Here is a 25,079-nt window from a genome sequence, read left to right as displayed (position 1 = left end):
TGTGGGCTCACGGGAGTTGAAGCGTACTTGTTCTGTTTGGGGGAAACAGGTGAGTAGAGCATGTCCATAGCTGAAAGTTCAAGAGTCCCGGTTGGTGACGCCCCGGGAGTATCCGCGGAAGGCGTCTCACGCCGCTTTGGCACGGTTCACGCCGTCGAGCACATCGATTTCCACGCCCCGCCAGGGAAGGTCACGGCGCTCATTGGGCCCAATGGCGCAGGCAAAACGACGCTCCTTCTCATGCTTGCCTCGCTTCTGCGGCCCGACTCCGGGACCATTCGGATCAACGGCTTGGATCCCTTGCACCACAGCGCGGCCGCGCGGCTTCGGATCGGTTGGATGCCGGACACCCTGGGGGTGTGGGAGTCCTTGACTGCACGCGAAATCCTGGTCCAGATGGCGCGCTTCTACCGCCTGCCCAGGGCAGGCATCGCCCAGCGTGTTGCCGGCTTGCTCGAACTTGTCCGGCTGGACACCCTTGCCGACCAGCCCGCCCGGGTCCTCTCCAGGGGCCAGCAACAACGGCTCAGCCTGGCCCGGGCCCTCATCCACGACCCGTCCGTGCTTCTGCTCGACGAGCCAGCGTCCGGCCTCGACCCGGGATCCCGAGTGGAGCTCCGAAACCTGCTGCGCCGCCTGGCCGGGGAAGGGAAAGCCGTGGTGGTTTCCTCCCACGTACTCAGTGAGCTCGATGAAATCGCGGACGGAGCGGTGTTCGTCAGCCAGGGCCGGACCGTGAAACAGCAGACCCTTGAGGAGGCGGCCCTGCAGGGCCGGCGCTACGCGATCACAACCCTCGACAATGCGGCCCTCACCGCAAAGCTCAGCGAACTCGGACTGGAACACCGGGTGGAAGCGGGCCGCCGCCCGTCGGTCACCTTGCTTTTGACGCACGACGACGGCGCTGCCGCCCTCTTGGGCGAACTCGTCCGGTCCGGCATCAGAGTAGTTTCCTTCGCCCCCGCAGCCGGTGCGTTGGAAGAGACGTACATGAACCTGGATACGGAGAGGCCATGAGCGACGTGAGTGAATCCGTGCCTGTTTCAGCGGGACCTCCGGCGGGACCGCAGGGAGCTACGGGAGGCTGGAGCGCCGTCGTCGGCTACCTTGGGGGAATACGCGACGTCGTGGTCCTCGAGATGAAACAACGGTTGCGCTCCCGCGGCTGGTACATCATGTTGGGCATCTGGTTCTTTGTCATCGCGGTAGTGACGTGGCTGACGTGGCTCGCCTGGAACGCGAGCATGGAAGCGCGGCGTTCCACGATGCCGCCTTCGGCGCTGGCGCCCCAGGACGGAGCCGGGTCCATGATCTTCGAGGTCGTGCTGGCCTTCGTGCTCCTCTTTGCCCTGCTTGTGGCACCTGCGCTGTCCGCCAATGCCATCAATGGAGACCGGGCCGGGGGCACGCTCGCCATCCTGCAAATCACCTTGCTGACCCCTGGCCAGATTCTTTGGGGCAAGTTCTGCGCGGGATGGCTCGCGGCGCTCGCCTTCCTGGCGACAAGCGCCCCGTTCCTTGTGTTCGGCATGTTCCAGGGCGGGCTGACCCCTGGGCACGTGGCGGTTTCCTTGTTGATGCTGGCGGTAGAACTGGCCGTTGTGTGCGGGATCGGAGTGGGGATTTCGGCGCTTGCCGGGCGGCCACTGTTCTCGATCGTGGTGACCTACTTGGTAGTCGCGGCGCTGGTGGTCGGCTCGTTGATTTCCTTCGGACTGGGATCGCAACTGGCGCAGGGCACGGTATTGGCCAACTCTCCCGTTGGCCGTGGCGTTTTGTATGCGCCTGTGCAGCCGAATCAGCAGCCGACGGAACCAGCGCAGCCGGCATACACCTGCGAGGGGCCCTTGGTGGAGCACCCGGCCGTCCGGACCGAACGCGTTGCGTGGATGCTCGCGTTGAATCCCTACGTGGTGGTGGCCGACGCCATTCCGTATCCGGACCGGAGCGGGACGGCGTTCTACTCGGTCGGGATGATCGAGGGCATCAGCCAGGGTGCCAGGTCCGCGCTCGCCGGGCCGGAGCACTCTTACCTATGTGCAAACGGCGTGCCGCAGCCGCAGTACCTCAAGCAGACAACGCCTTTGTGGCCACTGGGACTCGGCCTGCAATTGGTCCTGGCGGGGCTGCTCATGTGGCTCGGTTGGCGTTCGCTGCGGACGCCAGCAGGCCGGCTGGCCAGCGGGACGCGGCTCGCTTAAACCGGGCGGCTCGCTTAGGGGTCCGCAACGGCGTCGGGGGTGTTCCTGGAAGCGAGCCGCCTACATGAGGGCGTTGCGGCGGCCCTCGAAGGCCCTACCGAGGGTGACTTCGTCCGCATACTCCAGGTCTCCGCCCACCGGGAGGCCGGAAGCAAGCCTGGTGACGGTGATGCCGATCGACTTCAGCATGCGGGCCAGGTAGGTGGCCGTCGCTTCGCCTTCGAGGTTGGGGTCGGTCGCGATGATGATTTCCTGGATGGCGCCGTCGTTGAGCCGTGTCAGCAGCTCGCGGATACGGAGCTGCTCAGGCCCGATACCTGCGATCGGATTGATGGCGCCGCCGAGGACGTGGTACCGGCCGCGGAAGGACCGCGTGCGTTCCACAGCCAGGACATCCTTGGATTCTTCGACCACGCAGATCACCGAGGGGTCGCGTCGCGGATCGCGGCAGATGTTGCACAGCTCCTGCTCGGTGACGTTGCCGCAGACGGTGCAGAACTTCACCCGTTCCTTGACGGTGGTGATGGCCGCGACCAACCGCTTCATGTCCTCGGGATCGGCCTCGAGGATGTGGAAGGCCAGGCGCTGCGCCGACTTCGGCCCGACGCCGGGGAGCCGGCCGAGCTCGTCGATCAGCTCTTGTACTGCGCCTTCGTACACAATGTCCTCGTTCGTTCGGTGTGGACGCCTTTGCCGTTCGGCGGCGTCGCGGTTTGGTGGCACCCTTTGTGGCGCCGGCGGGGCTCTCGCGCGCAGGGTGTGGTGACGGCGTCCGTTTGTTAGCGACGCATGCTGTCCAGCGACCGTTCTTCCAGTAGCTTTCCGCCCAGAATACGCTCGACCGCGGCCCGTCCAAAGACTCCCGATTCCTCGATGGTTTCATCGTCGGCACTCGGGATGTCTTCCACCACGGTGCCGGGAGCGACGGCGGCCCGTGCAGGTGCTTTCTCGCGGCCGGCCATCGCTTCGGGGCTGTTCGAAAGCCGTTGGTAAAGGCTCTGCTTCCCGCTTCCCGAAGGCGCCGACCCTGTTGCAGGGGCCGCTTGGGCAGCGACAGGGGCAGGGGCTTGCGCGAGTGTTACGGCCGAACGCGCGGGTTCGGCGGCCGGCTCGGTGCTCAGTGCCGGCACTGACGCCTGCGGCTGGTTTGGAACCTGCGCGGCGGCAGGTTCATAGACGGGGCTCGGCGTGGCCGGCGAGGGCGAAGTGGCCTGGCCGTCAGGGTCGGCGGAGGTGCCCGAAGCCGCCGAACCAACGTTGGACTCGGTGCCGACCACCCACGAACCCGGCGCGTGCTCTACAGCCCTGGACCATGGATCTTCCGGGGTCTTCGATTTTTTCCCCGAAGGTGCTTTCTCCGGAGATGCTTGGGTGGAGCGCTTGTTCGTGGGGGCTGGGGAATCAGTGCGTGGCGTAGCGGCCGGGGCGCGGGGGCCCGCCGTGGGCATGGCGGAGAAGCCCGGGGACGCCGACGGCTCCCAATCCACGGGCGGTTCTTCGTCCAGCGGGGGAGCGTCCTCGTCCCGAGGGGGGCCCCAATCATCGTCCGAATAGGAGTAGTCCGCGGCCGGGTCTGCCGGTGCGGTCGAGGCAGCTTCTGCGGCGGACGATGCCCCGGTGGCTGCTGGGGCCGGATCCGGAGCCGCGGAAACGGCTTGGCTCGGAGCGGACCCGGATGCCGGTGCCGCCTCGGGCTTGTCTGCTTCCGGTACGGCAGGGCTTTGGAGCGCAGGGGCAAGTCCCCATGCGCTATCCACAGCAGACGACACAGCCGGGGAGCCGCCACCCCCTACAGGGGGCGCCGGGTCAGCCGGTGCTTTTGGGTTTGGTTCAGAGCTACCTGAGCTGTTGCCTCCGACGACCGAAGTGATCTGGCAGTCGATGCCGATCGTCTTGTGGATGGCCTGGCGAAGGTTCTCGGCATGGTCTGCGCGGCTGAAGGCGCTCGCAAGGCCGTCAGTGCTGAATGCAAGAGTGAGAAGTTGACCGTCGAACTGTGCCACCTGCGCGTTTGCTCCGACCAACGCCCAGCTGCTGCGCTTGATCTTGGTCAGCGTCTGGAGGATTTCGGGCCAAGCCCGCCGGATGACCTCTACATCGGCACCACCGGCAGCGGGGCGAGGCGCCTGAGCGGGCGCTGGCTGCGGGGCGGGCGCCTCCGCGGGCGCCGGCGGTTGTACGGGGGTTGACGCCGGAGCCTGGGCCGGCGAGGGCGTTTGAGCTGGAGCTTGGGCGGCTGGCTCGGGAGCGGGGCGGCTGGCCTGCTGCCTGGATTCGTCCACGGGCCAGTCAGTAGTGGACACCCGTGGCGGCGTCAGTTGTTCCCTGGACGGTTCCCCGGAGGCAGGCGAACGGCCGGGGGCCGGAGCCTCGGCGAACGTGGCTGACAAGGGCGCGGCCAGCCCGGACGCGGCTGCCCCGGGCGTTGGTGAGTGGAGCGCTGGTGAGGCGGGAGCGGGACTGGCGTCCGCCGTCGGGCGTTCCACTGGTTGTTCCGCTGGGCGCGCAGTTGGCACGGCGGAAGTGGAAGGAGCCGCAACAGCTTCCGGCGGCGTCTGGGCTTCCGCGAGGGGAAGTGCCCCGCCGTAGTTGAGACGGCGTTCGACGCGGTCGATCCGGGCCGCGATCCCGCGTTCGGTCTGCTCGGAACTGGGCAGTAGGATCCGGGCGCAGAGCAGTTCGAGGTGCAGACGCGGCGAAGTGGCGCCGGTCATCTCAGTGAGCGCGGTATTGGTCACATCGGCGGCACGGGATAGCTCGGCTGCACCGAGGTTGTTTGCCTGGCTGCGCATCCGGGCTATCTGGTCCGCAGGCATGCCGCGGAGGATGGCTTGGGCGCTTTCCGGCATGGCTTGGACGATGATGAGGTCGCGGAACCGCTCCAGCAAGTCTTCGACGAAGCGGCGGGGATCGTGCCCGGTTTGGATGACACGGTCCACGGCCCGGAAGACGGTGGCGGAATCAGACGCGGCGATCGCCTCGACGACGTCGTCCAGCAGTGAAGCGTGGGTGTATCCAAGCAATGCGACGGCGAGTTCGTAGTCCAGGCCGTTGGGTCCGGCGCCGGCCATGAGTTGGTCCAGTACGGAGAGCGAGTCGCGCACCGAACCGCCGCCGGCCCGGATCACGAGGGAAAGCACGCCGGGAGCCACCGGCACGTTTTCCTGTTGGCAGAGAAGCTCGAGGTACTGCATCAACGGCTCGGGCGGCACCAGCCGGAAGGGGTAGTGGTGCGTACGGGAGCGGATGGTGCCGATGACCTTGTCCGGCTCCGTGGTGGCGAAGATGAATTTGATGTGTTCCGGCGGCTCTTCGACGATCTTAAGCAGCGCATTGAAGCCGGCCGAGGTGACCATGTGGGCTTCGTCAATGATGAAGATCTTGTAGCGGTCCCGGACCGGGGCGAAGGTGGCGCGTTCGCGGAGATCCCGGGCGTCATCCACGCCACCGTGGCTGGCAGCGTCGATTTCGATCACGTCGAGGGAGCCGGAGCCGCCGCGGGCCAGCTCAACGCAGCTGTTGCATTTGCCACAAGGAGTGTCCGTGGGGCCTTCGGCGCAATTGAGGCAGCGGGCGAGGATGCGGGCGGACGTGGTTTTTCCGCAGCCGCGGGGGCCGGAGAAGAGGTAGGCGTGGTTGACCCGGTTTTTGCGCAGGGCCGTCATGAGCGGCTCGGTGACGTGTTCCTGCCCGATAACGTCCGCGAAAGAATCGGGGCGATATCTGCGGTAAAGCGCAGTAGTAACAGTCACAGGGGAAACCTACCTATAGGGACTGACATTTAAATAAGAGACCCCTCATGCACCCGCCAGAGCCCATCTACCCTTGCTACCTTCCGGTCCTGGGGGAGTTCAACAGGATGACGCCACATGAGGGGCCGTCGACAAGCTTACCCGAAGTTTTCGAGCCCTCCGAATTTGCGGACATGTGCCTTGTGGGAGCCAAAAGATGGACATGTCCAGTTAGCGCCAGCCGTTCACGGGCCACGTCATGAACGCGGGCTCCTCATAAGGGTGGGCTGAGCGCAGGGCCTGCACTACGGCGTCGAGCAAGTCCGTCTCAACCACGCACTCGACCCGGATTTCCGGCACCGTTTCGCCTTGCCCCACGGCGCCGATGAACGGTTGTGCCCCTGGCGTGGGGGTGAAGCGTCCGGTGCCTGGAGTGGTGAATGAGCAATGCGAATAGTCGCCGATTCTGCCGGCCCCGGCATCACCGATCGCGGCCAGCAAGCTCTCGCTATGGGATACCGGGACGTAGACAACGAGGGCGTGCAGTTGGCTCATTCCACCATCCTCCCAGCGGCCGCTCAAAAACAGGTCAAAGGATGGTTTCCAATCTCCATTGCCAAACCGCTGAACCCAGCGGACTATTGGTATGTACACCGATTGGGGCAATCTCAAGATTGTGAGCCGCAGGGCCTGGTTTCAGGGGCTGGACCCAGCAGCTCAACGGAGTGCCGGAGGAATGGACGCATTGGGGGCGTCCATTTTTACGTTTAAGCGCACGGAGGGCCCGCTCGACACCATGAATGTCCCGATTGGGCGATGCCGAAATTCTCGGGTACAGTGGAGTCTGCTTTTGATTCAGAAGCATGGAGAATTCGCCTAGCGGCCTATGGCGCACGCCTGGAACGCGTGTTGGGTTAACGCCCTCGGGGGTTCAAATCCCCCATTCTCCGCGTTTGGCCCCGGTCCTTGGACCGGGGCCTTTTTGCGTTTTGGCTCTATTCGGATTGTGGGCGCGAGCGGAATTATCCGTGCAGAATCCGACGGCGCCGGCCAATCAACCCCGGCCCTACATCCGTTCCGCAGCCACCCGTTCCAGCACTTCCCGGCATGCCAGGATTGCGGGGTGGATCCGGCCGGCGGTGCGCGTCGACGTGAAGACTGTCCGCTTGGGGAGCCCGGGGAGGTCCAGCAGTTGGACCGGAGTGGTCCGGCCCGTCCAGACGAGGTCCGGCATGAGGGCCACGGCATTGCCGGACTCGATGAGCCGGATTTGCGCTTGGAGGTCGGCGGTTTCGTACCGGACGTCGGGCTCGAAGCCAGCGGAGCGGCATGCTTGTTCTGCCCAGTGCCGGGACGCCGCACCATGCGGTTCCATGACCCATGGCAGGGGAGCCGTATCCGCGAGCGAGGAAATCGACTCGCCACCGAGGCCAATCGGGGGAGTGGCCAGCCTGATGGCGTCGCTGGTCAGGGTTGCGCGGTCCAGGCCGGGGTGGTGTGGTGCTGCGTGCCCTGGGTATTGCTCGGCCACCACGATGTCGAAGTCTCGGGCCCAGGTTTCATAGAGCGCAGTCTCGGGTTCGCGCTGGATCATTTCCACTCGCACTTCGGGATACTCGCCCTTCATGATGGTGAGGAAGTCCGGCATGAGGGCCAGGGCGGCGGTTTGGAACACGGCGAGCCGCACTGTTCCCGTCACTGTGGAGAGGGACGCCGCGAGATCCGTCTCTGCCCGCTCGAGGGTGGCCAGCAAAGCGGCTGCATGTTCCACGAGGATCTCGGCCTGCGGTGTCAGCTGCACCCGTCGGCCGGATTTTCTCAGCAGTTTCACGCCCGCTTCCTTCTCCAACAAGGTCAACTGCTGGGACACCGAGGACGGGCTGTACTTCATGGCGTCGGCCACTTCTGCGAGCGTTCCGCGGATCTTCAATTCGTGCAGCAAGCGCAGCCTGCGGACATCCAGCATTCGGCTCTCCAGAAGGGTCGAGAAATCTAATGAATATTCTTCAGAAAAGATCGCTTTTCCTAATCTGATTGTAGATCCATACTGATGGAAACAAAGCACTCTCCGCACCAAAAGGAACGAAGCGCATGAGCACACCAACTCGGGATTCGAGCATCGACGCCAGGACACAATCCACCCCGGAATCCGGACACCTCCAGGAGTTGGCCCACGAAGCCATCCAACTGGTTCGACACTGGCTCACCGAAGCCTCGAAGGTACCCGTTGACGTTTCCGCGCAGCGCCTCGCCGGCGTCCTGAAGGATCCGAACGGCCTGGACTTCACGGTGGGATTCGTCGACGGCGTCATCCGCCCTGAGGATCTGTCCGTCGCCGGCCGCAACCTGGCCAAGCTTGCCCCGAAGGTCCCGGCCTTCCTTCCTTGGTACATGCGCGCTGCTGTGCGCACCGGCGGCGTCATGGCTCCGGTCCTGCCGCAGGTGGTCATCCCGATCGCACGCAAAGTCCTCCGCGACATGGTGGGCCACCTGATCGTGGACGCCACCGATGCCAAGCTTGGCCCGGCCATCGCCAAGATCAAGCAGAACGGCGTCCACCTGAACGTGAACCTGCTGGGCGAGGCCGTCCTGGGCGAACGCGAAGCCAGCCGCAGGCTCGAGGGGACCCTCAAGCTCCTGGCCCGTGACGACGTCGACTACGTCTCCATCAAGGAGTCCTCCACGGTGGCCCCGCACTCGCTGTGGGCCTTCGACGAAGCAGTGGACCACGTGGTGGAGAAGCTCACCCCGCTCTACGAGCTGGCCGCATCGTTCCCCAAGCCCAAGTTTATCAACCTGGACATGGAGGAATACAAGGACCTCAGCCTGACCATGGCCGTGTTCACCCGGATCCTGGACAAGCCCGAATTCAAGAACCTTGAGGCCGGCATCGTGCTGCAGGCCTACCTCCCGGACGCGCTGTCGGCCATGCAGGAACTGCAGGAATGGGCTGCGGCCCGCCGGGCAAACGGCGGCGCTCCCATCAAGGTGCGCGTCGTCAAGGGCGCCAACCTGCCTATGGAACAGGTCCAGGCGTCCGTCCAGGGCTGGCCGCTCGCTACGTGGGGCACCAAGCAGGATTCGGACACCAACTACAAGCGCGTCCTGAACTACGCGCTCACTCCAGGACACATCGATGCGGTCCGCATCGGCGTCGCCGGCCACAACCTCTTCGACATCGCGTTTGCGTGGCTGCTCGCGAAGGAGCGCGGCGTTACGGCGGGCATTGAGTTCGAGATGCTCCTCGGTATGGCCACGGGCCAAGCCACGGCCGTCCGCAAGGACGTCGGCAGCCTCCTGTTGTACACGCCGGTGGTGCACCCGGGCGAGTTCGACGTTGCCATCGCCTACCTGATCCGCCGCCTCGAAGAAGGCGCCAGCCAGGACAACTTCATGTCCGCTGTGTTCGAACTCAGCGAAAACAAATCGCTGTTCGAGCGTGAGAAGCAGCGCTTCCTCGCCTCCCTCGCAGAATTGGACGACGCCGTTCCGGGCCCCAACCGCACGCAGGACCGCAACAAGCCCGCGGCCGCCATGCCAAGCCAGGGCTTCGCCAACACTCCGGACACCGATCCTGCCCTGCCCGCCAACCGGGCCTGGGGCCGTGCCATCCTCGACCGCATCCCGGGCTCCACTGCGGGAAACGCGATCGTTGAAGCCAGCAAGGTCAGCGACCCGCAGGAACTGGAACGCATCATTGCCACCGCAGTGGAACACGGCAAAACTTGGGGCGCCATGCCTGCCGCCGAGCGCGCAGCCATCCTGCACCGCGCAGGCGACATCCTGGAATCCCGCCGCGCCGAACTTCTCGAGGTTATGGCCTCCGAGACCGGCAAGACGATCGAACAAGGCGACCCCGAAGTCAGCGAAGCAATCGACTTCGCGCACTACTACGCCGAGCGCGCCAAGGACCTGGAAACGGTCGACGGCGCCAGGTTCGTCCCAGCGAAGCTCACCGTTGTGACCCCGCCGTGGAACTTCCCGGTGGCGATTCCCGCGGGCTCCACGCTGGCGGCACTCGCGGCGGGATCCGCCGTCGTGATCAAACCCGCAAAGCAGGCCCGCCGCTCCGGTTCCGTCATGGTGGACGCCCTGTGGGAGGCCGGCGTGCCGCGCGAAGTGCTGGCGCTCGTGCAGCTCGAAGAACGCGAGCTGGGCACCCAGCTGGTCTCGCACCCCAGCGTTGATCGCGTGATTCTCACCGGCGGCTACGAGACCGCTGAGCTCTTCCGGTCCTTCCGGCAGGACCTCCCGCTGCTCGCGGAAACCTCGGGCAAGAACGCCATCATCGTCACCCCGCACGCCGACCTCGATCTTGCCGCCAAGGACGTTGTGTACTCCGCTTTCGGGCACGCAGGGCAGAAGTGCTCCGCCGCTTCACTGGTGATCCTGGTGGGTTCCGTAGCCACGTCCGAGCGCTTCCACAACCAACTCGTGGATGCCGCCCGCTCGCTCAAGGTGGGCTACCCGGAAGAGGCCACCACCCAGATGGGCCCGATCATCGAGCCGGCCAACGGCAAGCTCCTCAACGCGCTGACCACCCTCGGCGAGGGCGAGACCTGGGCCGTGAAGCCCGAGAAGCTGGACGAGACCGGCCGTCTGTGGTCCCCGGGCATCCGGTTCGGCGTGAAGCGCGGCTCCTACTTCCACCTGACCGAGTTCTTCGGCCCGGTCCTCGGCGTCATGACGGCGTCCACCTTGGAAGAAGCCATCGCAATCCAGAACGAGATCGAATACGGCCTCACCGCCGGGCTGCACTCGCTCGATTCCGGTGAAATGGGCGTCTGGCTGGAGACCATCCAGGCCGGCAACCTCTACGTGAACCGCGGCATCACGGGCGCAATCGTCCAGCGGCAGCCGTTCGGCGGCTGGAAGAAGTCCGCCGTGGGCGCCGGCACCAAGGCCGGCGGACCCAACTACCTGGTGGGGCTGGGTAGCTGGCTCCCTACGGAGCCCCGCGCCAAGCGCGGTGCCACGCTCAAGGGTGCGGCCGCTTCGATCCTGGCCGCCGCCAAGGCCGCAGGCTCGCTTGTCGAAGCCAGCGAGGCGGAGGCCCTGCAGAAGGCGCTCTTCAGCGACGCCGAGGCATGGGCCACGGAATTCGGCACCCGCAAGGACGTCTCCGGCCTGAGCGCCGAGCGCAACGTCTTCCGGTACCGGGCCATCCCCGTGACCATCCGCTTGTCCGAGGGCGGGAAGCTCGTGGACTTGCTTCGCGTCGTGGCAGCCGGTGCAGTGGCGGGTTCGGCGCTCACGGTGTCCTCCGCCGTCGAACTTCCCGAAGCTGTCATCGCAGCGTTCGCGGGGCTCGGCGTGGGCACCCGCATCCAGAACGACGCCGAATGGCTGGTTTCCGCGGCAGGCATCAACGGCGGCCGTATCCGCCTGATCGGCGGGGACAGCAGCGCGCTGAGCGCAGCGACCGGCGGCCGTCCCGACGTCGCGATCTACCACGGCACGGTGACCCCGGCCGGCCGCATCGAGATGCTGCCGTTCCTGCACGAGCAGGCCATCAGCATCACGGCGCACCGCTTCGGCACTCCGAACCACTTGTCGGACGCGCTGATCTAGCGATTCGTCAAGGAAGCCCGGCGGAACGGCCACACCGTTCCGCCGGGCTCCTCTGCGTCTAAGCCTCGTACCCCAGGCGCCGCAATCGTTTCCGGGCGGCCTGCTCGCTGGGGCCGCTGCGGCCCAACGTCAGGCGCACGACAGCGAGCACCACCCGCGCGGCGAGAATCGACGGTAGCGGAATGGGGCCGATACGGGCTTTTTCCAGCCCCAGCAATTCCCGATATCGGGGCTCCAGGCTGGCGACGGCCGCGGCGAACAGAATCCGGTAACCGGGTTGCAGCGACGCTTTCAACGGGGGGTACCTGATGAATTCGATGGTTTCCCTGAGCCGCTCGTCCGCGCGGAGATGTCCGGAGGCGTACCACTGGTCCATTTCCGCCGTCACTTCCGCGAGACTCAAGGGAGGGTCCTCGACTCCCATGAGGCGGCCGGCCTGGGCCCATTCGCGGATGTAGGCGTCGGCGCCGCCGGGGACCGCCCCGCCCCAGATCCGGTGCGCCGCAACGAAGGAATCCGCGTACGCAACGTGGACCCAGCGGAGAAGCTCGGGATCGTTTGCTGAGTACTCGCGGGTTTGGCCCTGGGCGTCAACGTAGTTGCCCTTGACGGAATCGTGCACCCGCCGCACGAAGTGGGTTGCCGTGTGGGCTGCGTCCATGGAGCCGTAGCTCACCGTGAAGATCCAACGGATGGTATTTGCCAGGCGGCCGAGGGGATCCCTTTTGAAGCCTGAATGGTCGTACACCCCCGCCAAAGCGCCGGGATGCAGGGATTGCATGAGCAGCACCCGGATTCCCGCGATGATCGTGGACATGGAACCGTGGACGGCCCAGACGGCCGATCCGGGAAGGTGGTACCCGGGGTCGTTTCCCTCGGCAAGCCGCAGCACCCAGTCAGGCGTGGACTGCGGGTGACCCGTAAAAGTCATCCGCAGTTCCGCTTGCCACTTCTTCAGGAAGTTGACCATGCTCCATTGTTGCGCTTCATTCTGCTGGCGCAAGGTGCCGTCTTGTTTACGCAGCGGTACCGGGCTAACGCAGAAGTGCCGGCCCGCTCTGGAATGAGCCGGCCGGCACCTTTCACGCGAGTCCGCTTAGGCTGCGGGCTGCTCGGCAAGTGCCCGACGGCGGCGCGCCGGGGACGCTGCCACGAGCAGGGCTGCGATCGCCACCGCAGCGCTCAGGACCAGGCCGGGCCGGTACTGATCGAGCATGGCTGCCGCGCTGACGGTGCCGTTTGTGCCTGCGCCGGTGTCATGCCCGCTGACGAGGGCGGTCGTCACGGCGAGGACGAGTGCCGCGCCAACCTGCGTGCTGGTCTGGATGAGTCCGGCGGCCAGTCCCTGCTCCGAATCCCGGATTCCAGCGGTGGCTTGGACATTGATGGACGGGAAGGCCAAAGCGAAACCGATGCCCAGCAGGATGACCGAGGGCAGGATGTCCAGGACGTAGTTGGGCGACGTTCCAACGCGGAGGAACAAGACGTAGCCCAGTCCCATGGCGGTCAGGCCGGTGAGGATGAGCTTCGGGGCGCCGAATTTCTCGATGAACCTGTCCGCGAAGGGTGCGCTCGTTGCCACCAGGAGCCCGGTGGGAAGCAAGGCAAGCGCCATGCCGAGGGGAGACCAGCCGAGCACCGACTGCAGGTACATGGTGAGGATGAACTGGAAGCTCAGGTAGGAGCCGAACAGTCCAACGGCACTCAGGTTGGCGCGGGCCACCCAGCCTTCACGCAGGATGCCGAAGCGGATAAGCGGGTGCTTGACGCGGTTTTCGATGACGGCGAAGGTTGCCAGCACGGCAGCAGAGATGGCGAATCCGGCGATTGTTGCCACAGATCCCCAGCCCTTCTCCGGCGCTGAAACCAAGGTATACACGAGGCCAAGCATGCCGAGTGCGAGGGTCACCGCGCCCCAGACGTCGTGGCCGCTTTCTTCCGTGGACGGCTTATCCCGGGGAATGAACAACATGCCAAGAAGCACGACGGCGACGGCGATCGGTACCGATACAAGGAAGGTCCAGCGCCAGCTCAAACTGGTCATGAGCCCGCCAACCACCAGCCCGAGCGAAAAGCCGCTCGCCCCGAAAGTGGTGAAGATGGACAGCGCCTTGTTGCGCTCGCGGCCTTCGGCGAAGTTGGTAGTGATGATGGAGAACCCGGTAGGGGCAGTGAATGCCGCGGCCAGGCCCTTGACGAAGCGCGTTGCGATCAAGAGGGTGGGATCGTTCACGAGGCCGCCGAGGAGCGAAGCCGCAGCGAACACGGTCAAGGCGATCAGGAAGATCCGACGCCGACCCAGCAGGTCGGCGAGCCGCCCGCCCAGGAGCAACAGGCTCCCGTACCCCAGGACGTAGGCGGAAACGATCCACTGCAGGGAATCGGTTCCGAGGTGGAGTTCGTGGCCGATGGAGGGAAGGGCTACGCCCACCATGGAAACGTCCAGGCCGTCGAGGGCCAGAACGGTGCACACCACCATCAGCAGCAGCCACTGGGCCCGGGTCCAGCGGACGGCTGTATGGAGCTGCTCGGCAGATCTAGTGAGGGTGCTTGGTGAAGTCATGCAGATCAATCTATATGACGCGTCATTCAATGACAAGGAATATGACTAGGAATCTTATGACGTGGACTTTATTTGGGGTTTCGACTAGAATCGGGCCATGGCAACAACGCAGGATCGCCAGCTGGTTGAGCAATGGCGCAGCATCCAGAACTCGTACTTCCGCACCGCGGCCGCGATCGACCGCGCCCTCGAAGCCAAGTTCGACATCGGCCTGAACGAGTTCGAAATCCTCGATCTTGTTGCCGAAAGTGTTGACTCTGCCTGCCGAATGAAGGCGCTCGGCGAGCGGACTCCCATGACCCAGAGCGCTGTCTCCAAGGTTGTTGACCGCTTGGAGAAAGCCGGACTCGTGTCCCGCGTGACCTGCGCGGATGACCGCCGCTCGCTGTACCTCGAACTGACCGACGCCGGGCGCACGCTGCATTCGGATGCCGCCGTCGAGCACCGCGCCCTGCTTAAAGAGAACCTCGGCGAGTAGCCCGCCACGGTCCGGCGAGTGTTTCGCGGACCGGCCAAGTATGAAGTCGAGTGTTCCCATTCGATTTCGCAACGGCCACAATGGGACAAGCGCGCCCGTACTGGGGATGAGCGCCCGTCTCAGGAGCCGCTGTGGGAAAGCATCATGAGTCTGGCCAGGTCGTCGACCTGGTGCTCACAAGAAAATTCGGCCGGGTCCTTTCGGCGTGCTTCCTCGCTGTCGTGGTAATCCTCGCTTTCGGTTTCCAGGGCCCGGGTTTGGGCGGAGCGGCAAGCGATGGATCCTTGGCCACTGGCCAAGTCGAACCCGGAATGCTGCCCACCGATGGTGCCACCTCGAGCGCCGAGGAGACCGTGCCCCCAAGCCCGCCGTCGGCCCCGGTCCAGGCAGGTGACAAAGCCACGGTGTCTTTTGAACGCTCCCCGGTCCAAACCCTCGATAAGAACGGCGTTGGCACTCTCAATGTCTCGTCGAGCTCCCTCGACCGGCCGCCTGCCGGGAAACTCTACGCGCCGCTCGAAATGCTGCTTCCGAGCTCTCCCTTCGGGTTGAGGATCGATCCGTTCACCGGATTGCCGGGCGAGTTCCACTGGGGCCAGGATTTCGCCGCGGCTTGCGGCACGCTGGTCTACGCAGCCGACTCCGGCGTGGTCCGGGCCGTGGGTTGGCACCCCTGGGGCGGCGGCAATCGCGTGGAAATCGATCACGGCAACGGCCTTGTCACCACGTATAACCACCTGCAGGGCATTGCAGTGACCAAGGGGCAATCGGTCCGTGTAGGCGAAGTCATTGCCAGGGTGGGAACCACGGGTTCCTCGACCGGTTGCCACTTGCACTTCGAGACGATCCTCAACGGTGTCTATACCAACCCGATGAACTGGACGTTCCTGCCCACCAAGCAGGTGGATCCCCTCGGCGACATCCCGATGGTCAGCTACCAGCCAGGTTCCGCCACCGCGACCTCGGCCGGGTCTGTCTGGTCCATCCCCGGGGCTGTGCCGACCGACCCGGGAGCCGTACCCTCAAGGGAAGCGGTGACCGGCGGGGTGCAGGAAGCGAAGGTTGTGCCGACCGCGACACCGACGGCGTCACCCAGCGGCAGCCCGACGGCGTCACCCAGCGGGACGCCGACTGCGAGCCCGACGCCGAGTCCGACCGGGACGCCGATTGGCACCCCGACCGGGACGCCAACACCGACCCCGAGCGGCACTCCCACGCCAAGCAAGACACCGAGCGGCACCCCGAGCCCTACCTTGACGCAGGCTCCTACCGGGACGCAACCGCCCACGGCGACGCAGGGGCCGGCAACGGTAGTCCCGCCTACCGTGACCGTACCGCCGCCGGTGGCGCCGACGTCGAGCCTTCCCGTTCCGGTGCCGAGCGTGACCCAGTCCGTGCCCACGCCGCCGGCACCCACCCAGCCCACGCCGTCGGCGCCCAGTAGCCCCACGCCGTCGGTCACGGCAACTACCAAAACGGCGTCCCCCAAGCCGTAAGTCGTCGCATTCCTTGTAGCCTGTCCAAGCGCCCTGCCGCGCGTAGACTCGAAGGCGGCAGTTTGCCAAGGTTCCCCGTGGTAAGGAAGCGATTCAATGTCCCCGCTCTACAGCATCCCCCTGACGTTCAACGACGGCTCCCAGGCCGACTTCGGGCATTTCGAGGGCAAAGCCGTACTGGTTGTCAACGTGGCTTCGAAGTGTGGGTTCACGCGCCAGTACTCGGGACTGGAGGAGCTCTACGGCAAATACCGTGACCGTGGATTCGAGATTCTGGGCGTGCCGTGCAACCAGTTCGCCGGCCAGGAACAGGGTTCGGACGCCGAGATCGCGGACTTCTGCCAGCGCAATTTCGGCGTCTCGTTCCCGCTCGCGAGCAAGGCCAAGGTCCGCGGCAAGCAACAGCACCCCCTGTACGCCGAGCTGACCCGGACGGACGACGGCTCCAAACCGCAGAAGGTGAAGTGGAACTTCGAAAAGTTCCTCGTGAGCCGCGAAGGCGCGGTGCTCGCCCGCTTCCCGTCCGCCGTCGAGCCCGATTCCCAAGAGCTCATCGAGGCACTCGAAGAGGCCCTCGCCTAGGCTCCCTGGACGGAGTCCAGAGTGACTCCCGCCGTAAGCACCTGACGGCCGTCGACAACGATTTCACCGTCAACAACGGTCAGGATCACCGGCGTCTGCGCGAATTCGTCCGGCGCGGTGGTCAAAGGATTGTGCCGGACCACGGTCAGATCGGCGCGTGCCCCGATCTCTACGATTCCGCCCTCTTCACCGACAGACCTCCAATATTGGCTCGTGTAACCTTCGAGCGCGGCACGCGCGGACAGCGCCTGCCGGGGTTGGACGGGTTCGACGTCGGGCCGGCCGGCCGGGCGGCGCGTCTGCGCTGAGGCGATGATCGCCCGCGGGTCGAAGGGAGCGATGGGCCAGTCCGATCCGAGCGCGACGATCGCTCCGGCGTCGCGGAGATCGCGGGTCCGCCACGCGTGGTTGGCCCGTTCGCTGCCAAGCCTGCGGGACCAATTGTCCGTGTGGTCGGCTCGGCTGTAGAGGGCGCAATGGGTCGGCTGCAGGCTGGTAGCGGCGCCCGCATTGATGATTTCCGCCAACACCGAATCCGGGATGGACTCGATGTGCTCGATCCGGTGGACCGTGCCGTTCTTGGGAAGGGCACCGATGGTCCGGGCGACAAAGGACACCGCCTGATCGCCGATGGCGTGCGTCGTGGTGGGGATCCGGTGGTCGTGGAAGAACTTCATGGCCGCGGCGAGGGCTTCAGGATCGTGCCAGAGCGGGTGGAGGGATTCTCCGTGGGCGTCGGGCTCAAAGAGCCACGCCGTGCCGTTGTCGATGGTTCCATCCATCATGAGCTTGATGCCGTGAACGTGCCAGCGCCTTCCGTGCCTGCCCTGCATCGCGAGCATGGCCTTCAGGTCTTCCTCCGTGGCGCCGGGCATGACCCACGGGGAGATCCGCAGCCGGATGGCGAGCTCGCCTCGGCGCTCCAAGGCCTCCAGCACCTCCAAGGTGTCCGGGGCGCCGAAGTCCAGCATCTGGCCCGCCACCAGCCCGGATTCGGCCATGGAACGCAGGAGTTTCTCCAGCCCGTCGACGCGCTGCTCGAAGGAGAGCTCGGGAAGGACGCCGCGGACGAGCTCCTGGGCGGCCATTTCGTAGAGCATGCCGTTGGGCTTGCCGAGCTGGTCGACGCCGACATAGCCGGTGCTCGGCAGTTTCTCCGCTCCGGTGACCCCGGCGAGCTTGAGGGCGGCGTCGGAGACGAGCGAGGCGTGGCCGTCGAACAGGGTGATGAACACGAGTTCGTCGTCGAGGATGCCGTCGAAGAGGGAGTTGTTGAAACCCGTATCCCCGAAAATGACAGGGTCGAGGCCCCAAGCGAACAACCAATCGGAGCCGACGGCGTGCGGCGTGGAAGCGGCATATCGCACGAGGGCGAAGCGGACGTCGTCGAGCTCGGTGATCCCGCCCAGGTCAAGGCCGCGGGCGATTTCCGCGCCGTGGATGGGATGGATGTGGGCGTCGATCAGGCCGGGGCAGACTGTTGCCTCGCCGACGTCGATCACATGTTTGGCTCGTGCCGTCCATTCGGCGGCGGCGTTGGGTGTCTGCTCGCCGTCGGTGCGGCCGACGTGCGCAATCCTCCCATTCGAGACGGCGACGAAACCGGCGGTCTCAGTCAGCGCCTCACCGTGGAGGATGCTGGACGAGAAGATGACGAGATCGATGGGCTCGGGCGTGGTCAAGATATAACTCCTTGTTGTGTTCGGGTTTTCGACGCCGGCCCGGTGAGGATCAGTCGTCGTCGATGGCTGCCTTCAATCCTGCCGAGAGGACATCGGCCAGGAACGCGAAGCGGTCCACAGGGTGCTCTGCCACGGCCTTCTTTGCCGCGAACAGATGGGGATAAGTGCCTTCTTCCTCTTGGTTGATGCTCCATGCGGATTCCATCGTCATTGCGTCGAGGCTCGCGCCGATCGCTGCGCTGTCGAGGGTTTCCAGTGCGGGAATGATGAGGTGCCGTGGCGCCCCCGCGATCTCAAACGCTTCGACGTACTGGTCGTAGCGCTCCAAGGCTGCCGGGTGCGACACCGGCTGCGTGAGCAGGAGGGGAAGGAGCGCCGGAACCAGGCTGTACGCCTTGCGGAGGGAGTCGAAGATCTCGCGGATGACGTCGTCGAGGCTGCCGGACGGCAACTCGGGCATCGGAGCTCTGTCTACGAGCGCGCCACGGGCCAGTTCGATGATCTCCTGCCGACCCGTGACGTGCTTGTAGAAAGATGACTGCCTGACGCCCAGGCGTTCCGCGAGCCGAGGGATCGAGAGGCTCTCTTCCTTTTCGAACATCTCAAGTGCCGCGCGGCCGATCGCCTTCCGTGAGAGCCTCGGTGTCCGGGGCCGTCCTAGCTGGCTGGTTTTGCTCGGAGTCTGCATCCCTCAAGACTAGGCTCCGGGATCACTCGGCGTGTCCGATCCGCTGGTATGCGGCCGGGTTGACCTTGCGCAGCACGAGGGCCAGTACGGTTCCGGCGGCAAACAAAAGCGGGGCGAAAACGAGGAGCGTCGTGTTGACGGCGTCCCCGGCCGGAAGGCCGGTGATCAGTTGGGCATTGTTGGCCATCAGGTAGATGACTACGCACATGATGATCGTGGCTGCCACGGCAGAAGGCACGACGTACCAGCGAAGGCCATGGTCCTTGAGTCGCGTGAAGAAGACCACGACCCCGACGCCGGTGAGTGCCTGCAGGAGGAGGACGCCGATCACTCCCGGGGTGTTCGTCCAGATCAGGAACTGGGTGAAGGGGTCCAGCTGGAAGAGGGCCGCGCCGATCACGAGGGCGAGCGCGAGGAGGGTCTGGTCGAAGCCCGCCACGGACGGCGTGCGATATCGAGGGCTGATCCGGCCCGAGCGCTTCGGGAAGATGCCCTCGCGGCTCAAGGACAACGTGTAGCGGTTGATGGTGTTGTGGAAGGAGAGCTGGGCCGCGAAGATGCTGGTAACGATCAACACGCTCATGAGGTTCACGCACCAGCCGCCCGCGAAGTTGCCCGCTGCGATGTAGGCGGTGTCTCCGGCGTCGAGGTGGCCGGCGGCAAAGGCCTGGACGGCGTCCGCTCCGAAGGCCTGGACGATGATCCAGACGGCGAAGGCGTAGAACGCGCCGATGAAGGCGATGGAGATATAGGTGGCACGGGGGACACTGCGGTCCGGGTCGCGGGCCTCTTCCCGGTACAGGGCTCCGGATTCAAATCCCATGAAGGCGGAGAAACCCAGGCCCAGGACGGCGGCGAACTGCGGGGAGAAGATGGCCTGCGGGCTGAATGATTCAAAACTGATACCGTGTGCGCCGCCCTGGGCCAGGACGAACGCGGCGACGATGGCGACGATCGCGGTTTCGAGGGTGAGCAGGACCGCGAGGACCCTGGCGCCTACGTCGATCCCGCGCCAGCCCAAGTACCAGACGGCTCCGATCGACACGATCGCGTAGAGCCACCAGGGAAGTTCCACGCCGGTGAAGGACTTCACGGCGAGGTTGGCTTGGATCCCCAGCAGTCCATAGAGGCCGATTTGCAAGCCGTTGTAGCTCATCCAGGCGGTGAGGCCGGAGCCGAGGCCAACCACGCGGCCGAGGGTTTTCGAGATGTAGCCATAAAAGCCGCTGTAGGACCGGACATGGCGGGTGAGCGCCATGAAACCGATGGCGAACAGGCCCAGGCCGATAGCCGCGGCAATGTAGATGGCGGGCGCACCGACGCCGCCCACAGCGAGGGCGAGCGGGGCGATGCCGACGACGATGGTCAGCGGAGCGGCCGCTGACACCAACATGAACACAATGTCGCGTGTGCCGATTGCGTTCTTCTTCAATCCGCCGTCAACGCTGACGGTCGCGGACGGCACGAGCGCCGCCTCTTCTTTAGTGAAAGCCATTCGCTTATTGTGAGGGGAGGCACAGGTTCGAGTCAAGAGGGTCTGTTTTGGAGCTCGCTTCCAACCGGCGCCAACGCCACCGACGCCTGCTCACCTATGTGGCCTTTTGGGCGGACGCTCGCTCATTTTTGGTCTTTTGGGCGGACGCCCGCTCACCTATGTGGTCTTTTGGGCGGACGCTCGCTCACCTATGTCGTCTTTTGGGCGGACGCTCGCTCATTTTTGGTGAGCGAGCGTCGGGTGGAATGCGGCTAAAGGTGAGCGAGCGTCGTCGAAAATCGCCCTAAAAGTGAGCGGGGATCGCAGGGGGAGCCCCAGTAATTTTCCAACATTCCGACGGTAAGTTACCCTGCGTTAGCCTTTTGTCTGGTTGGATTGGGTTTATTGGGGCAGACACTGGAGGCGCCGTCTCCTACCGACCCGAAGGTAGTAATGGAGCTCATCGAGGCCGAGCACCCGCGGCCAGGACACGTACTTCTGCACCTTAGCGACTCCCATCTGTTGGGAGGGCCGGAACCCCTTTACGGCGCCGTCGACAGCGAAGCCCATCTCAGGCAACTCTTTTCGGAAGTACACGCGTCAAAGGTCCGTCCCGACGCCGTGATCTTCACCGGTGACCTCGCCGATCAGGGTGAGCCGGGCGCCTACGTCAAACTCCGGTCGATCGTCGAGCCTGCCTGTCGAGAGATGGGAGCGCGGGTGATCTGGGCGATGGGAAACCACGACGACCGGGCGAATTTCCGTGCTGGCCTCTTCGACCAGAGCGACAATGACGCTCCGGTGGATCACAGCTACTTCGTCAACGGGCTGCGGATCATCACGCTGGATACCTCCGTGCCCGGCTTCCATCACGGTGAGCTGAGCCAGAGCCAGCTCGACTGGTTGGAATCGGAGCTCGCGACGCCGGCTCCGGACGGAACGATCCTTGCCCTCCACCACCCTCCGGTCCCGAGCGTCCTCGACCTATCCATCCTGGTGGAGCTGCGCGGCCAAGCGGCACTGGCCGACGTCGTACGCAATTCGGATATCCGTTCCATCCTGGGCGGCCACCTGCACTACTCCACCATGGCCATGTTCGCGGGCGTCCCGGTATCGGTGGCTTCCGCGAGCTGCTACACGCAGGACCTCAATGTTCCGCAGGGCGGCACCCGCGGCCGGGACGGTGCCCAGGCATTCAACCTGGTCCACGTTTACGAGCAGACGATCGTTCATTCGGTGGTGCCGCTGGGCAAATCGCCTACCGTCGGTGAGTACGTCAGCCCGGAAGCTACGAGGCGGCGGCTCGCCCAAGCGGGCATCCGGATTCCCCAGCGAGCCACGCACGAACGCGGTTCCATGGCCGATGCGAAGCATCCGGAGATGACCCGACGCTAGGGGCAGCAGGTCTCTACACGTTCGATGCCCGGACTTCCATTGGCGTGGTGCTCGGCGCCGGGCTTACTGGATTCCGGGCCGTCATGGTGCGGTAAAGAAGAACGGCTCCCACGAACAAGACAGCTAGGTAGGCCACAGTAAGGGGAATCCATCCAAACGGCGGCTGCCACTGGGGCGCCGTCAGCATGTCCCGCCAGTTGGACTCGTCATGGAGACCAATGACGTACCGGCGCATTCCATAGATAAAGCTGTAGAAATGGCCAAATACCAGGATAGCGAGCACTACCGATAGCGCCCGTCGTCCTGTGCGGCGGAAGTCGATATCGAAAGAGCGCATTGCAACCCCGCATGCAGTGATCATCACGGCCACAAGCGCCAGGATGTACCGACCCTGCCAGATAATTCCTACCTCCTTCGCAAGGGGAATCTGTAGCACCGGAGGGAGAACGATGATCGCAGCCACCAGGAAAGCGATGGTCAGCCGCGCTGAACGGCTGGGCACGGACAATGCTGCCACGATCACCCCGATGATCAGCGCCGCCCAGACAGTGAGCACCCCGCTTGGCCCCAAAGTATCCAGCCAACCAAGGTAGGACACGTAACCGGCCGCGAAATCGAACGTCTTGTCCAGCATGATAGCGGCGATCCGGGCCGGTGATGTGTCGATCCCCGCGCCCATGAGGCTTTGCAGGCTATCCGCGCTCTTGAGCCAAAGCACGGCGAGCCCGCACGCGACGGCGACCACGAATGCCATCGCCTGCACAAATCGCAGACGCAACACGGAAACGAGCGGACGAAGCCCGAACATCAAGAGTGACGCCGCCACGGCCAAGGCGAGCCAAAGAAGTGAGGCAGCCCGGGTGTTGGCCAGGACAGCAGCTGAAATCGCCGCAGCGGCAAGGGGTAGCCGCCAATGAGCGCCGGAGGCGATTCTCTCCCACGACAAACACAGTGCGCTGAACACAGCCATCGACGCGGCGATTTCCAGTGAATTGGGGTTCACTCCTCCGGACAGGAACAAAACCATGGGGGTCACGGCTATCGACCCGACAAACAATGGCAGTTTCCAGCGTTGAAGGCTCGCCAAAGCAGTCAGGGCAACAGCAAGGAAGGCAACGCTGAGAAGACCGCCAACGATCCGCATGGCGTAGATGGCCTTGGCGCCGGTAAGGAACAGGCTCGGAAGCCCAGCCACCGCGTAGTACATCGGGTTGTAGTTTCCCGCGCTGGTGTATGCCTTCAGCTCTGAGACGTCATCTGACAGCGTAGGGCTGCAACCGGCGGACACCGCCGGATTCCAAGCGAAGCAAGTTTGGAGTCCATCCACCGTTCCCACGAACGCAGGGACGAGCACCTGGGCCCGATCACCTTGATTCGCGCCAGGTTCCCCTCGCAACTGCCCTCGAACAACGGCCCCTGCCTTCACGGTGTGAGCTGGCTCGTCCGGCACGGACATAAGGGGGCTTGCCAGTGCCCAGATCGAGGTGAGGAGCCCAAGAATGGCGAATATTGCGAGAAAGCGTAGGAACCAACGGGGAAGGCTGAGGGGGTTCAATAGACATGTCTGTTCGTTGATCGGGTGCGGAGATTCACAGCTACTTTACTTCTCCCACGGCGCCTTGACCGGGAAGTACTTCTCCATGAAGTCCGTCACGAGTCCGGCCCTTTCGTCGGCAGCCACCTCGGGGAAGCTGCCATCGTTGAGGCAGAAGAAGTCCACATTGCGTTTGGCGAGCAAAGTGGGCAGGTAGTGCAGCCCGGACCACAGGGTTGTGTCCACATACCTGACCTTGGCTGCCGTCTGCGTCACTGCCCGGCCGGTGAGCAACGAGTAGTAGTGGTAAAACGAGTTGGTCACCGAGATGTTGTCCGCCGCACGGAATCTACTGGCCGCCGTCTTGGCGAATTCGGCGGGAAACTCCCGCTCCATCTCTGCGATTACGCTGCGGCGGAGGGGCGCGGCAGTGTGTTCCAAATGGCGCGTGGTGATGCGCCCGAACCGTTCCCAGAGAAGCTTCCTGTTGACGCGGGCCGCGTTCTCGAAGCCGCTGCGCTCGGCGTCGTTCTCTCCCAATCCGATCCGGGTGGAGGCTTCGATGAACTTGGTGATTCCGCCGGGAGTGAAGAACATGTCCGGTGCTACGGGCCGGCCGAAGAACATGTCGTCGTTGGAATACAGGAAATGTTCGGAGAGGCCATCAATGTGGTGCAACTGGGATTCCACGGCCTGGGAATTGTGGGTGGGCAGCACTGTGGGGTCCTTGAAGAACTCCTCGCTGCGCATGATCCTGACGCTCGGGTGCTCTGCCAGCCACTCCGGCGCGGGAGAGTCCGTGGCGATGTAGATCCGGCGAATCCAGGGCGCATACATGTACACGGAGCGCAGGGCATATTTGAGTTCGTTGATCTGGCGGAAACGGGCTTCGTGCGCGTCGCCCTCGCCCACCACAGCGTCTTTCATCTGCTCGCGGCGGGCCGCGATGTATGCGGGATCGTTGCCGTCCACCCATGAAAAGACGATGTCGACGTCGAAGTCGATGTCGCTCGCGTGGTCCGCGAACATGTTCTCGATGGTCGGCCAGCTCAGCCCGTGGCGTTCCACCGTGCCCCGGACAGCGTCCTGGCGTAGCATGGTCCGCCGGGTCAGGGAGTTCTCCACCGGCAACACGAGTTGTTCGCCGTCGAACTCCCACAGTTCCAGTTGCACGCCCAGCGATGGACCGTATGTCAGCCCGCCCCCGGGTTCCACGCGTGGACGGAAGAGCCGGAAGATCCTGGCCTTCCGGTTGTTCGAGAGCTCGCCGTCGGCCACCAGCAACGTGGATTTCTTCCGTGCGTCGACGGCCATGGAGTAAAACGGCTCGTTCCGGAAAGCCGAGACCAAAGCCTGGCGCAGTTTCTTCCGGAGCTTCCAATCGACGGCGATCACGGGCCGGTGGTCGTTGCCGCGGACCAGGATGAAGTCCAGCCCCGCCGCGTCGAGCGCGGCGCGGATCACGAGAAGGTCTTCGACCATCACCTGCTGCGGAGTGCGGTTCTGGTTCAGCAAGCTGTAGCGGCCGCGATGGCGGACGACGTCGGGACGGTGCTTGAGGCGCGCCTCGACTGCGGGCGACGTCGGTTCGGGAACGACCGCATCGTCGTCGGACGGGGGGCTACCGAAGTAGATTGCTTGCTGGTCCATGTCTGTGATGGCTTTTCTCCGAAAGGTTGTGGTT

General features: G+C 64.7%; 18 protein-coding genes, 1 tRNA gene and 1 other RNA gene. 8 read left to right on the top strand and 12 right to left on the bottom strand.

Features of this window, described 5'->3' with window-relative positions:
• Positions 1 to 60: 60 nt before the first annotated feature.
• Positions 61 to 1,017, top strand: coding sequence for an ABC transporter ATP-binding protein (locus VLA65_RS10535; RefSeq protein WP_332602473.1), 957 nt, complete (start codon positions 61 to 63; stop codon positions 1,015 to 1,017).
• Entirely contained in the window at positions 1,014 to 2,201 is a 1,188-nt protein-coding gene (locus tag VLA65_RS10530) for an ABC transporter permease (RefSeq protein ID WP_332602472.1), read from the top strand. The genes VLA65_RS10535 and VLA65_RS10530 overlap by 4 nt, the downstream gene beginning before the upstream one ends.
• 60 nt (positions 2,202 to 2,261) lie before the next feature.
• On the opposite strand, the gene recR is transcribed toward VLA65_RS10530, so the two are convergent.
• The 4 genes from recR to VLA65_RS10510 form a co-directional block, all read right to left on the bottom strand.
• Positions 2,262 to 2,861, bottom strand: a complete 600-nt coding sequence (recR, locus tag VLA65_RS10525; RefSeq protein WP_028265726.1) for a recombination mediator RecR — start codon at positions 2,859 to 2,861, stop codon at positions 2,262 to 2,264.
• A 119-nt stretch (positions 2,862 to 2,980) separates the two neighbouring features.
• Positions 2,981 to 5,953 carry a DNA polymerase III subunit gamma and tau gene (locus VLA65_RS10520; RefSeq protein ID WP_332602471.1) on the bottom strand — a complete coding sequence of 991 codons (2,973 nt, stop codon included), beginning with the start codon at positions 5,951 to 5,953 and terminating at the stop codon, positions 2,981 to 2,983.
• A gap of 33 nt (positions 5,954 to 5,986) precedes the next feature.
• Positions 5,987 to 6,083, bottom strand: an RNA gene (ffs, locus tag VLA65_RS10515) — signal recognition particle sRNA small type.
• An 80-nt stretch (positions 6,084 to 6,163) separates the two neighbouring features.
• Positions 6,164 to 6,487 (bottom strand): hypothetical protein, encoded by a 324-nt coding sequence (locus VLA65_RS10510; RefSeq protein ID WP_332602470.1) that lies wholly within the window; start codon positions 6,485 to 6,487, stop codon positions 6,164 to 6,166.
• A 310-nt stretch (positions 6,488 to 6,797) separates the two neighbouring features.
• On the opposite strand from VLA65_RS10510, the gene VLA65_RS10505 reads away from it, so the two are divergent.
• Positions 6,798 to 6,882: transfer RNA gene (locus VLA65_RS10505), tRNA-Ser, on the top strand.
• A 116-nt stretch (positions 6,883 to 6,998) separates the two neighbouring features.
• Here the strand turns inward: VLA65_RS10505 and VLA65_RS10500 are convergent.
• Positions 6,999 to 7,898 carry a LysR substrate-binding domain-containing protein gene (locus VLA65_RS10500; protein WP_284988649.1) on the bottom strand — a complete coding sequence of 300 codons (900 nt, stop codon included), beginning with the start codon at positions 7,896 to 7,898 and terminating at the stop codon, positions 6,999 to 7,001.
• 125 nt (positions 7,899 to 8,023) lie between these two features.
• Here VLA65_RS10500 and VLA65_RS10495 point away from each other — a divergent pair, with 125 nt between their 5' ends.
• Entirely contained in the window at positions 8,024 to 11,503 is a 3,480-nt protein-coding gene (locus tag VLA65_RS10495) for a bifunctional proline dehydrogenase/L-glutamate gamma-semialdehyde dehydrogenase (RefSeq protein WP_332602469.1), read from the top strand.
• A 58-nt stretch (positions 11,504 to 11,561) separates the two neighbouring features.
• Here the strand turns inward: VLA65_RS10495 and VLA65_RS10490 are convergent, their stop codons facing one another.
• Both VLA65_RS10490 and VLA65_RS10485 read right to left on the bottom strand, forming a co-directional pair.
• Positions 11,562 to 12,473 carry an oxygenase MpaB family protein gene (locus tag VLA65_RS10490; protein WP_284988806.1) on the bottom strand — a complete coding sequence of 304 codons (912 nt, stop codon included), beginning with the start codon at positions 12,471 to 12,473 and terminating at the stop codon, positions 11,562 to 11,564.
• 126 nt (positions 12,474 to 12,599) lie between these two features.
• Entirely contained in the window at positions 12,600 to 14,066 is a 1,467-nt protein-coding gene (locus VLA65_RS10485) for an MFS transporter (protein WP_332602468.1), read from the bottom strand.
• 97 nt (positions 14,067 to 14,163) lie between these two features.
• Here VLA65_RS10485 and VLA65_RS10480 point away from each other — a divergent pair, with 97 nt between their 5' ends.
• From VLA65_RS10480 to VLA65_RS10470, 3 genes are all read left to right on the top strand, one after another.
• Positions 14,164 to 14,544 carry a MarR family winged helix-turn-helix transcriptional regulator gene (locus tag VLA65_RS10480; protein ID WP_059388526.1) on the top strand — a complete coding sequence of 127 codons (381 nt, stop codon included), beginning with the start codon at positions 14,164 to 14,166 and terminating at the stop codon, positions 14,542 to 14,544.
• A 131-nt stretch (positions 14,545 to 14,675) separates the two neighbouring features.
• Positions 14,676 to 16,040, top strand: a complete 1,365-nt coding sequence (locus VLA65_RS10475; protein ID WP_332602467.1) for a M23 family metallopeptidase — start codon at positions 14,676 to 14,678, stop codon at positions 16,038 to 16,040.
• Between the two features lie 96 nt (positions 16,041 to 16,136).
• Positions 16,137 to 16,622 (top strand): glutathione peroxidase, encoded by a 486-nt coding sequence (locus tag VLA65_RS10470; protein ID WP_306963255.1) that lies wholly within the window; start codon positions 16,137 to 16,139, stop codon positions 16,620 to 16,622.
• Here VLA65_RS10470 and VLA65_RS10465 read toward each other — a convergent pair.
• The 3 genes from VLA65_RS10465 to VLA65_RS10455 are packed head-to-tail and all read right to left on the bottom strand — an operon-like array spanning position 16,619 to position 20,487.
• Positions 16,619 to 18,304, bottom strand: a complete 1,686-nt coding sequence (locus VLA65_RS10465; RefSeq protein ID WP_332602466.1) for an amidohydrolase — start codon at positions 18,302 to 18,304, stop codon at positions 16,619 to 16,621. The genes VLA65_RS10470 and VLA65_RS10465 overlap by 4 nt on opposite strands.
• Before the next feature lie 49 nt (positions 18,305 to 18,353).
• A complete protein-coding gene (locus tag VLA65_RS10460) occupies positions 18,354 to 18,992 on the bottom strand; it encodes a TetR/AcrR family transcriptional regulator (RefSeq protein ID WP_307052859.1) in 639 nt (212 codons plus the stop codon).
• Between the two features lie 22 nt (positions 18,993 to 19,014).
• Positions 19,015 to 20,487 (bottom strand): APC family permease, encoded by a 1,473-nt coding sequence (locus tag VLA65_RS10455; protein WP_332602465.1) that lies wholly within the window; start codon positions 20,485 to 20,487, stop codon positions 19,015 to 19,017.
• Between the two features lie 432 nt (positions 20,488 to 20,919).
• Between VLA65_RS10455 and VLA65_RS10450 the strand changes: the two genes are divergently transcribed.
• The gene (locus tag VLA65_RS10450) at positions 20,920 to 21,861 is read left to right on the top strand and encodes a phosphodiesterase (protein WP_332602464.1); all 942 of its coding nucleotides are present in this window, start codon (positions 20,920 to 20,922) and stop codon (positions 21,859 to 21,861) included.
• 13 nt (positions 21,862 to 21,874) lie between these two features.
• On the opposite strand, the gene VLA65_RS10445 is transcribed toward VLA65_RS10450, so the two are convergent.
• Both VLA65_RS10445 and VLA65_RS10440 read right to left on the bottom strand, forming a co-directional pair.
• A complete protein-coding gene (locus tag VLA65_RS10445; protein ID WP_307052857.1) occupies positions 21,875 to 23,416 on the bottom strand; it encodes a DUF2142 domain-containing protein in 1,542 nt (513 codons plus the stop codon).
• Between the two features lie 45 nt (positions 23,417 to 23,461).
• Positions 23,462 to 25,045: a stealth family protein gene (locus VLA65_RS10440; RefSeq protein WP_332602463.1), complete on the bottom strand. Its 1,584-nt coding sequence runs from the start codon at positions 25,043 to 25,045 to the stop codon at positions 23,462 to 23,464.
• Between the last annotated feature and the right edge of the window lie 34 nt (positions 25,046 to 25,079).

Origin of the sequence: Arthrobacter sp. S2(2024) (assembly GCF_036662515.1) — a bacterium.
Lineage (GTDB): Bacteria > Actinomycetota > Actinomycetes > Actinomycetales > Micrococcaceae > Arthrobacter.
Note: the sequence above shows the minus strand (reverse complement) of the source record. Positions and strands in the feature narration are given on the sequence as shown.

Excerpts from the sequence above, each read along its gene's own strand:
- VLA65_RS10535 (WP_332602473.1), top strand. The coding sequence starts at position 61 with ATGTCCATAGCTGAAAGTTCAAGAGTCCCGGTTGGTGACGCCCCGGGA.
- VLA65_RS10530 (WP_332602472.1), top strand. The coding sequence starts at position 1,014 with ATGAGCGACGTGAGTGAATCCGTGCCTGTTTCAGCGGGACCTCCGGCG.
- VLA65_RS10510 (WP_332602470.1), bottom strand. The coding sequence starts at position 6,487 with ATGAGCCAACTGCACGCCCTCGTTGTCTACGTCCCGGTATCCCATAGC.
- VLA65_RS10500 (WP_284988649.1), bottom strand. The coding sequence starts at position 7,898 with ATGCTGGATGTCCGCAGGCTGCGCTTGCTGCACGAATTGAAGATCCGC.
- VLA65_RS10495 (WP_332602469.1), top strand. The coding sequence starts at position 8,024 with ATGAGCACACCAACTCGGGATTCGAGCATCGACGCCAGGACACAATCC.
- VLA65_RS10490 (WP_284988806.1), bottom strand. The coding sequence starts at position 12,473 with ATGGTCAACTTCCTGAAGAAGTGGCAAGCGGAACTGCGGATGACTTTT.
- VLA65_RS10485 (WP_332602468.1), bottom strand. The coding sequence starts at position 14,066 with ATGACTTCACCAAGCACCCTCACTAGATCTGCCGAGCAGCTCCATACA.
- VLA65_RS10480 (WP_059388526.1), top strand. The coding sequence starts at position 14,164 with ATGGCAACAACGCAGGATCGCCAGCTGGTTGAGCAATGGCGCAGCATC.
- VLA65_RS10470 (WP_306963255.1), top strand. The coding sequence starts at position 16,137 with ATGTCCCCGCTCTACAGCATCCCCCTGACGTTCAACGACGGCTCCCAG.
- VLA65_RS10460 (WP_307052859.1), bottom strand. The coding sequence starts at position 18,992 with ATGCAGACTCCGAGCAAAACCAGCCAGCTAGGACGGCCCCGGACACCG.
- VLA65_RS10455 (WP_332602465.1), bottom strand. The coding sequence starts at position 20,487 with ATGGCTTTCACTAAAGAAGAGGCGGCGCTCGTGCCGTCCGCGACCGTC.
- VLA65_RS10450 (WP_332602464.1), top strand. The coding sequence starts at position 20,920 with ATGGAGCTCATCGAGGCCGAGCACCCGCGGCCAGGACACGTACTTCTG.
- VLA65_RS10440 (WP_332602463.1), bottom strand. The coding sequence starts at position 25,045 with ATGGACCAGCAAGCAATCTACTTCGGTAGCCCCCCGTCCGACGACGAT.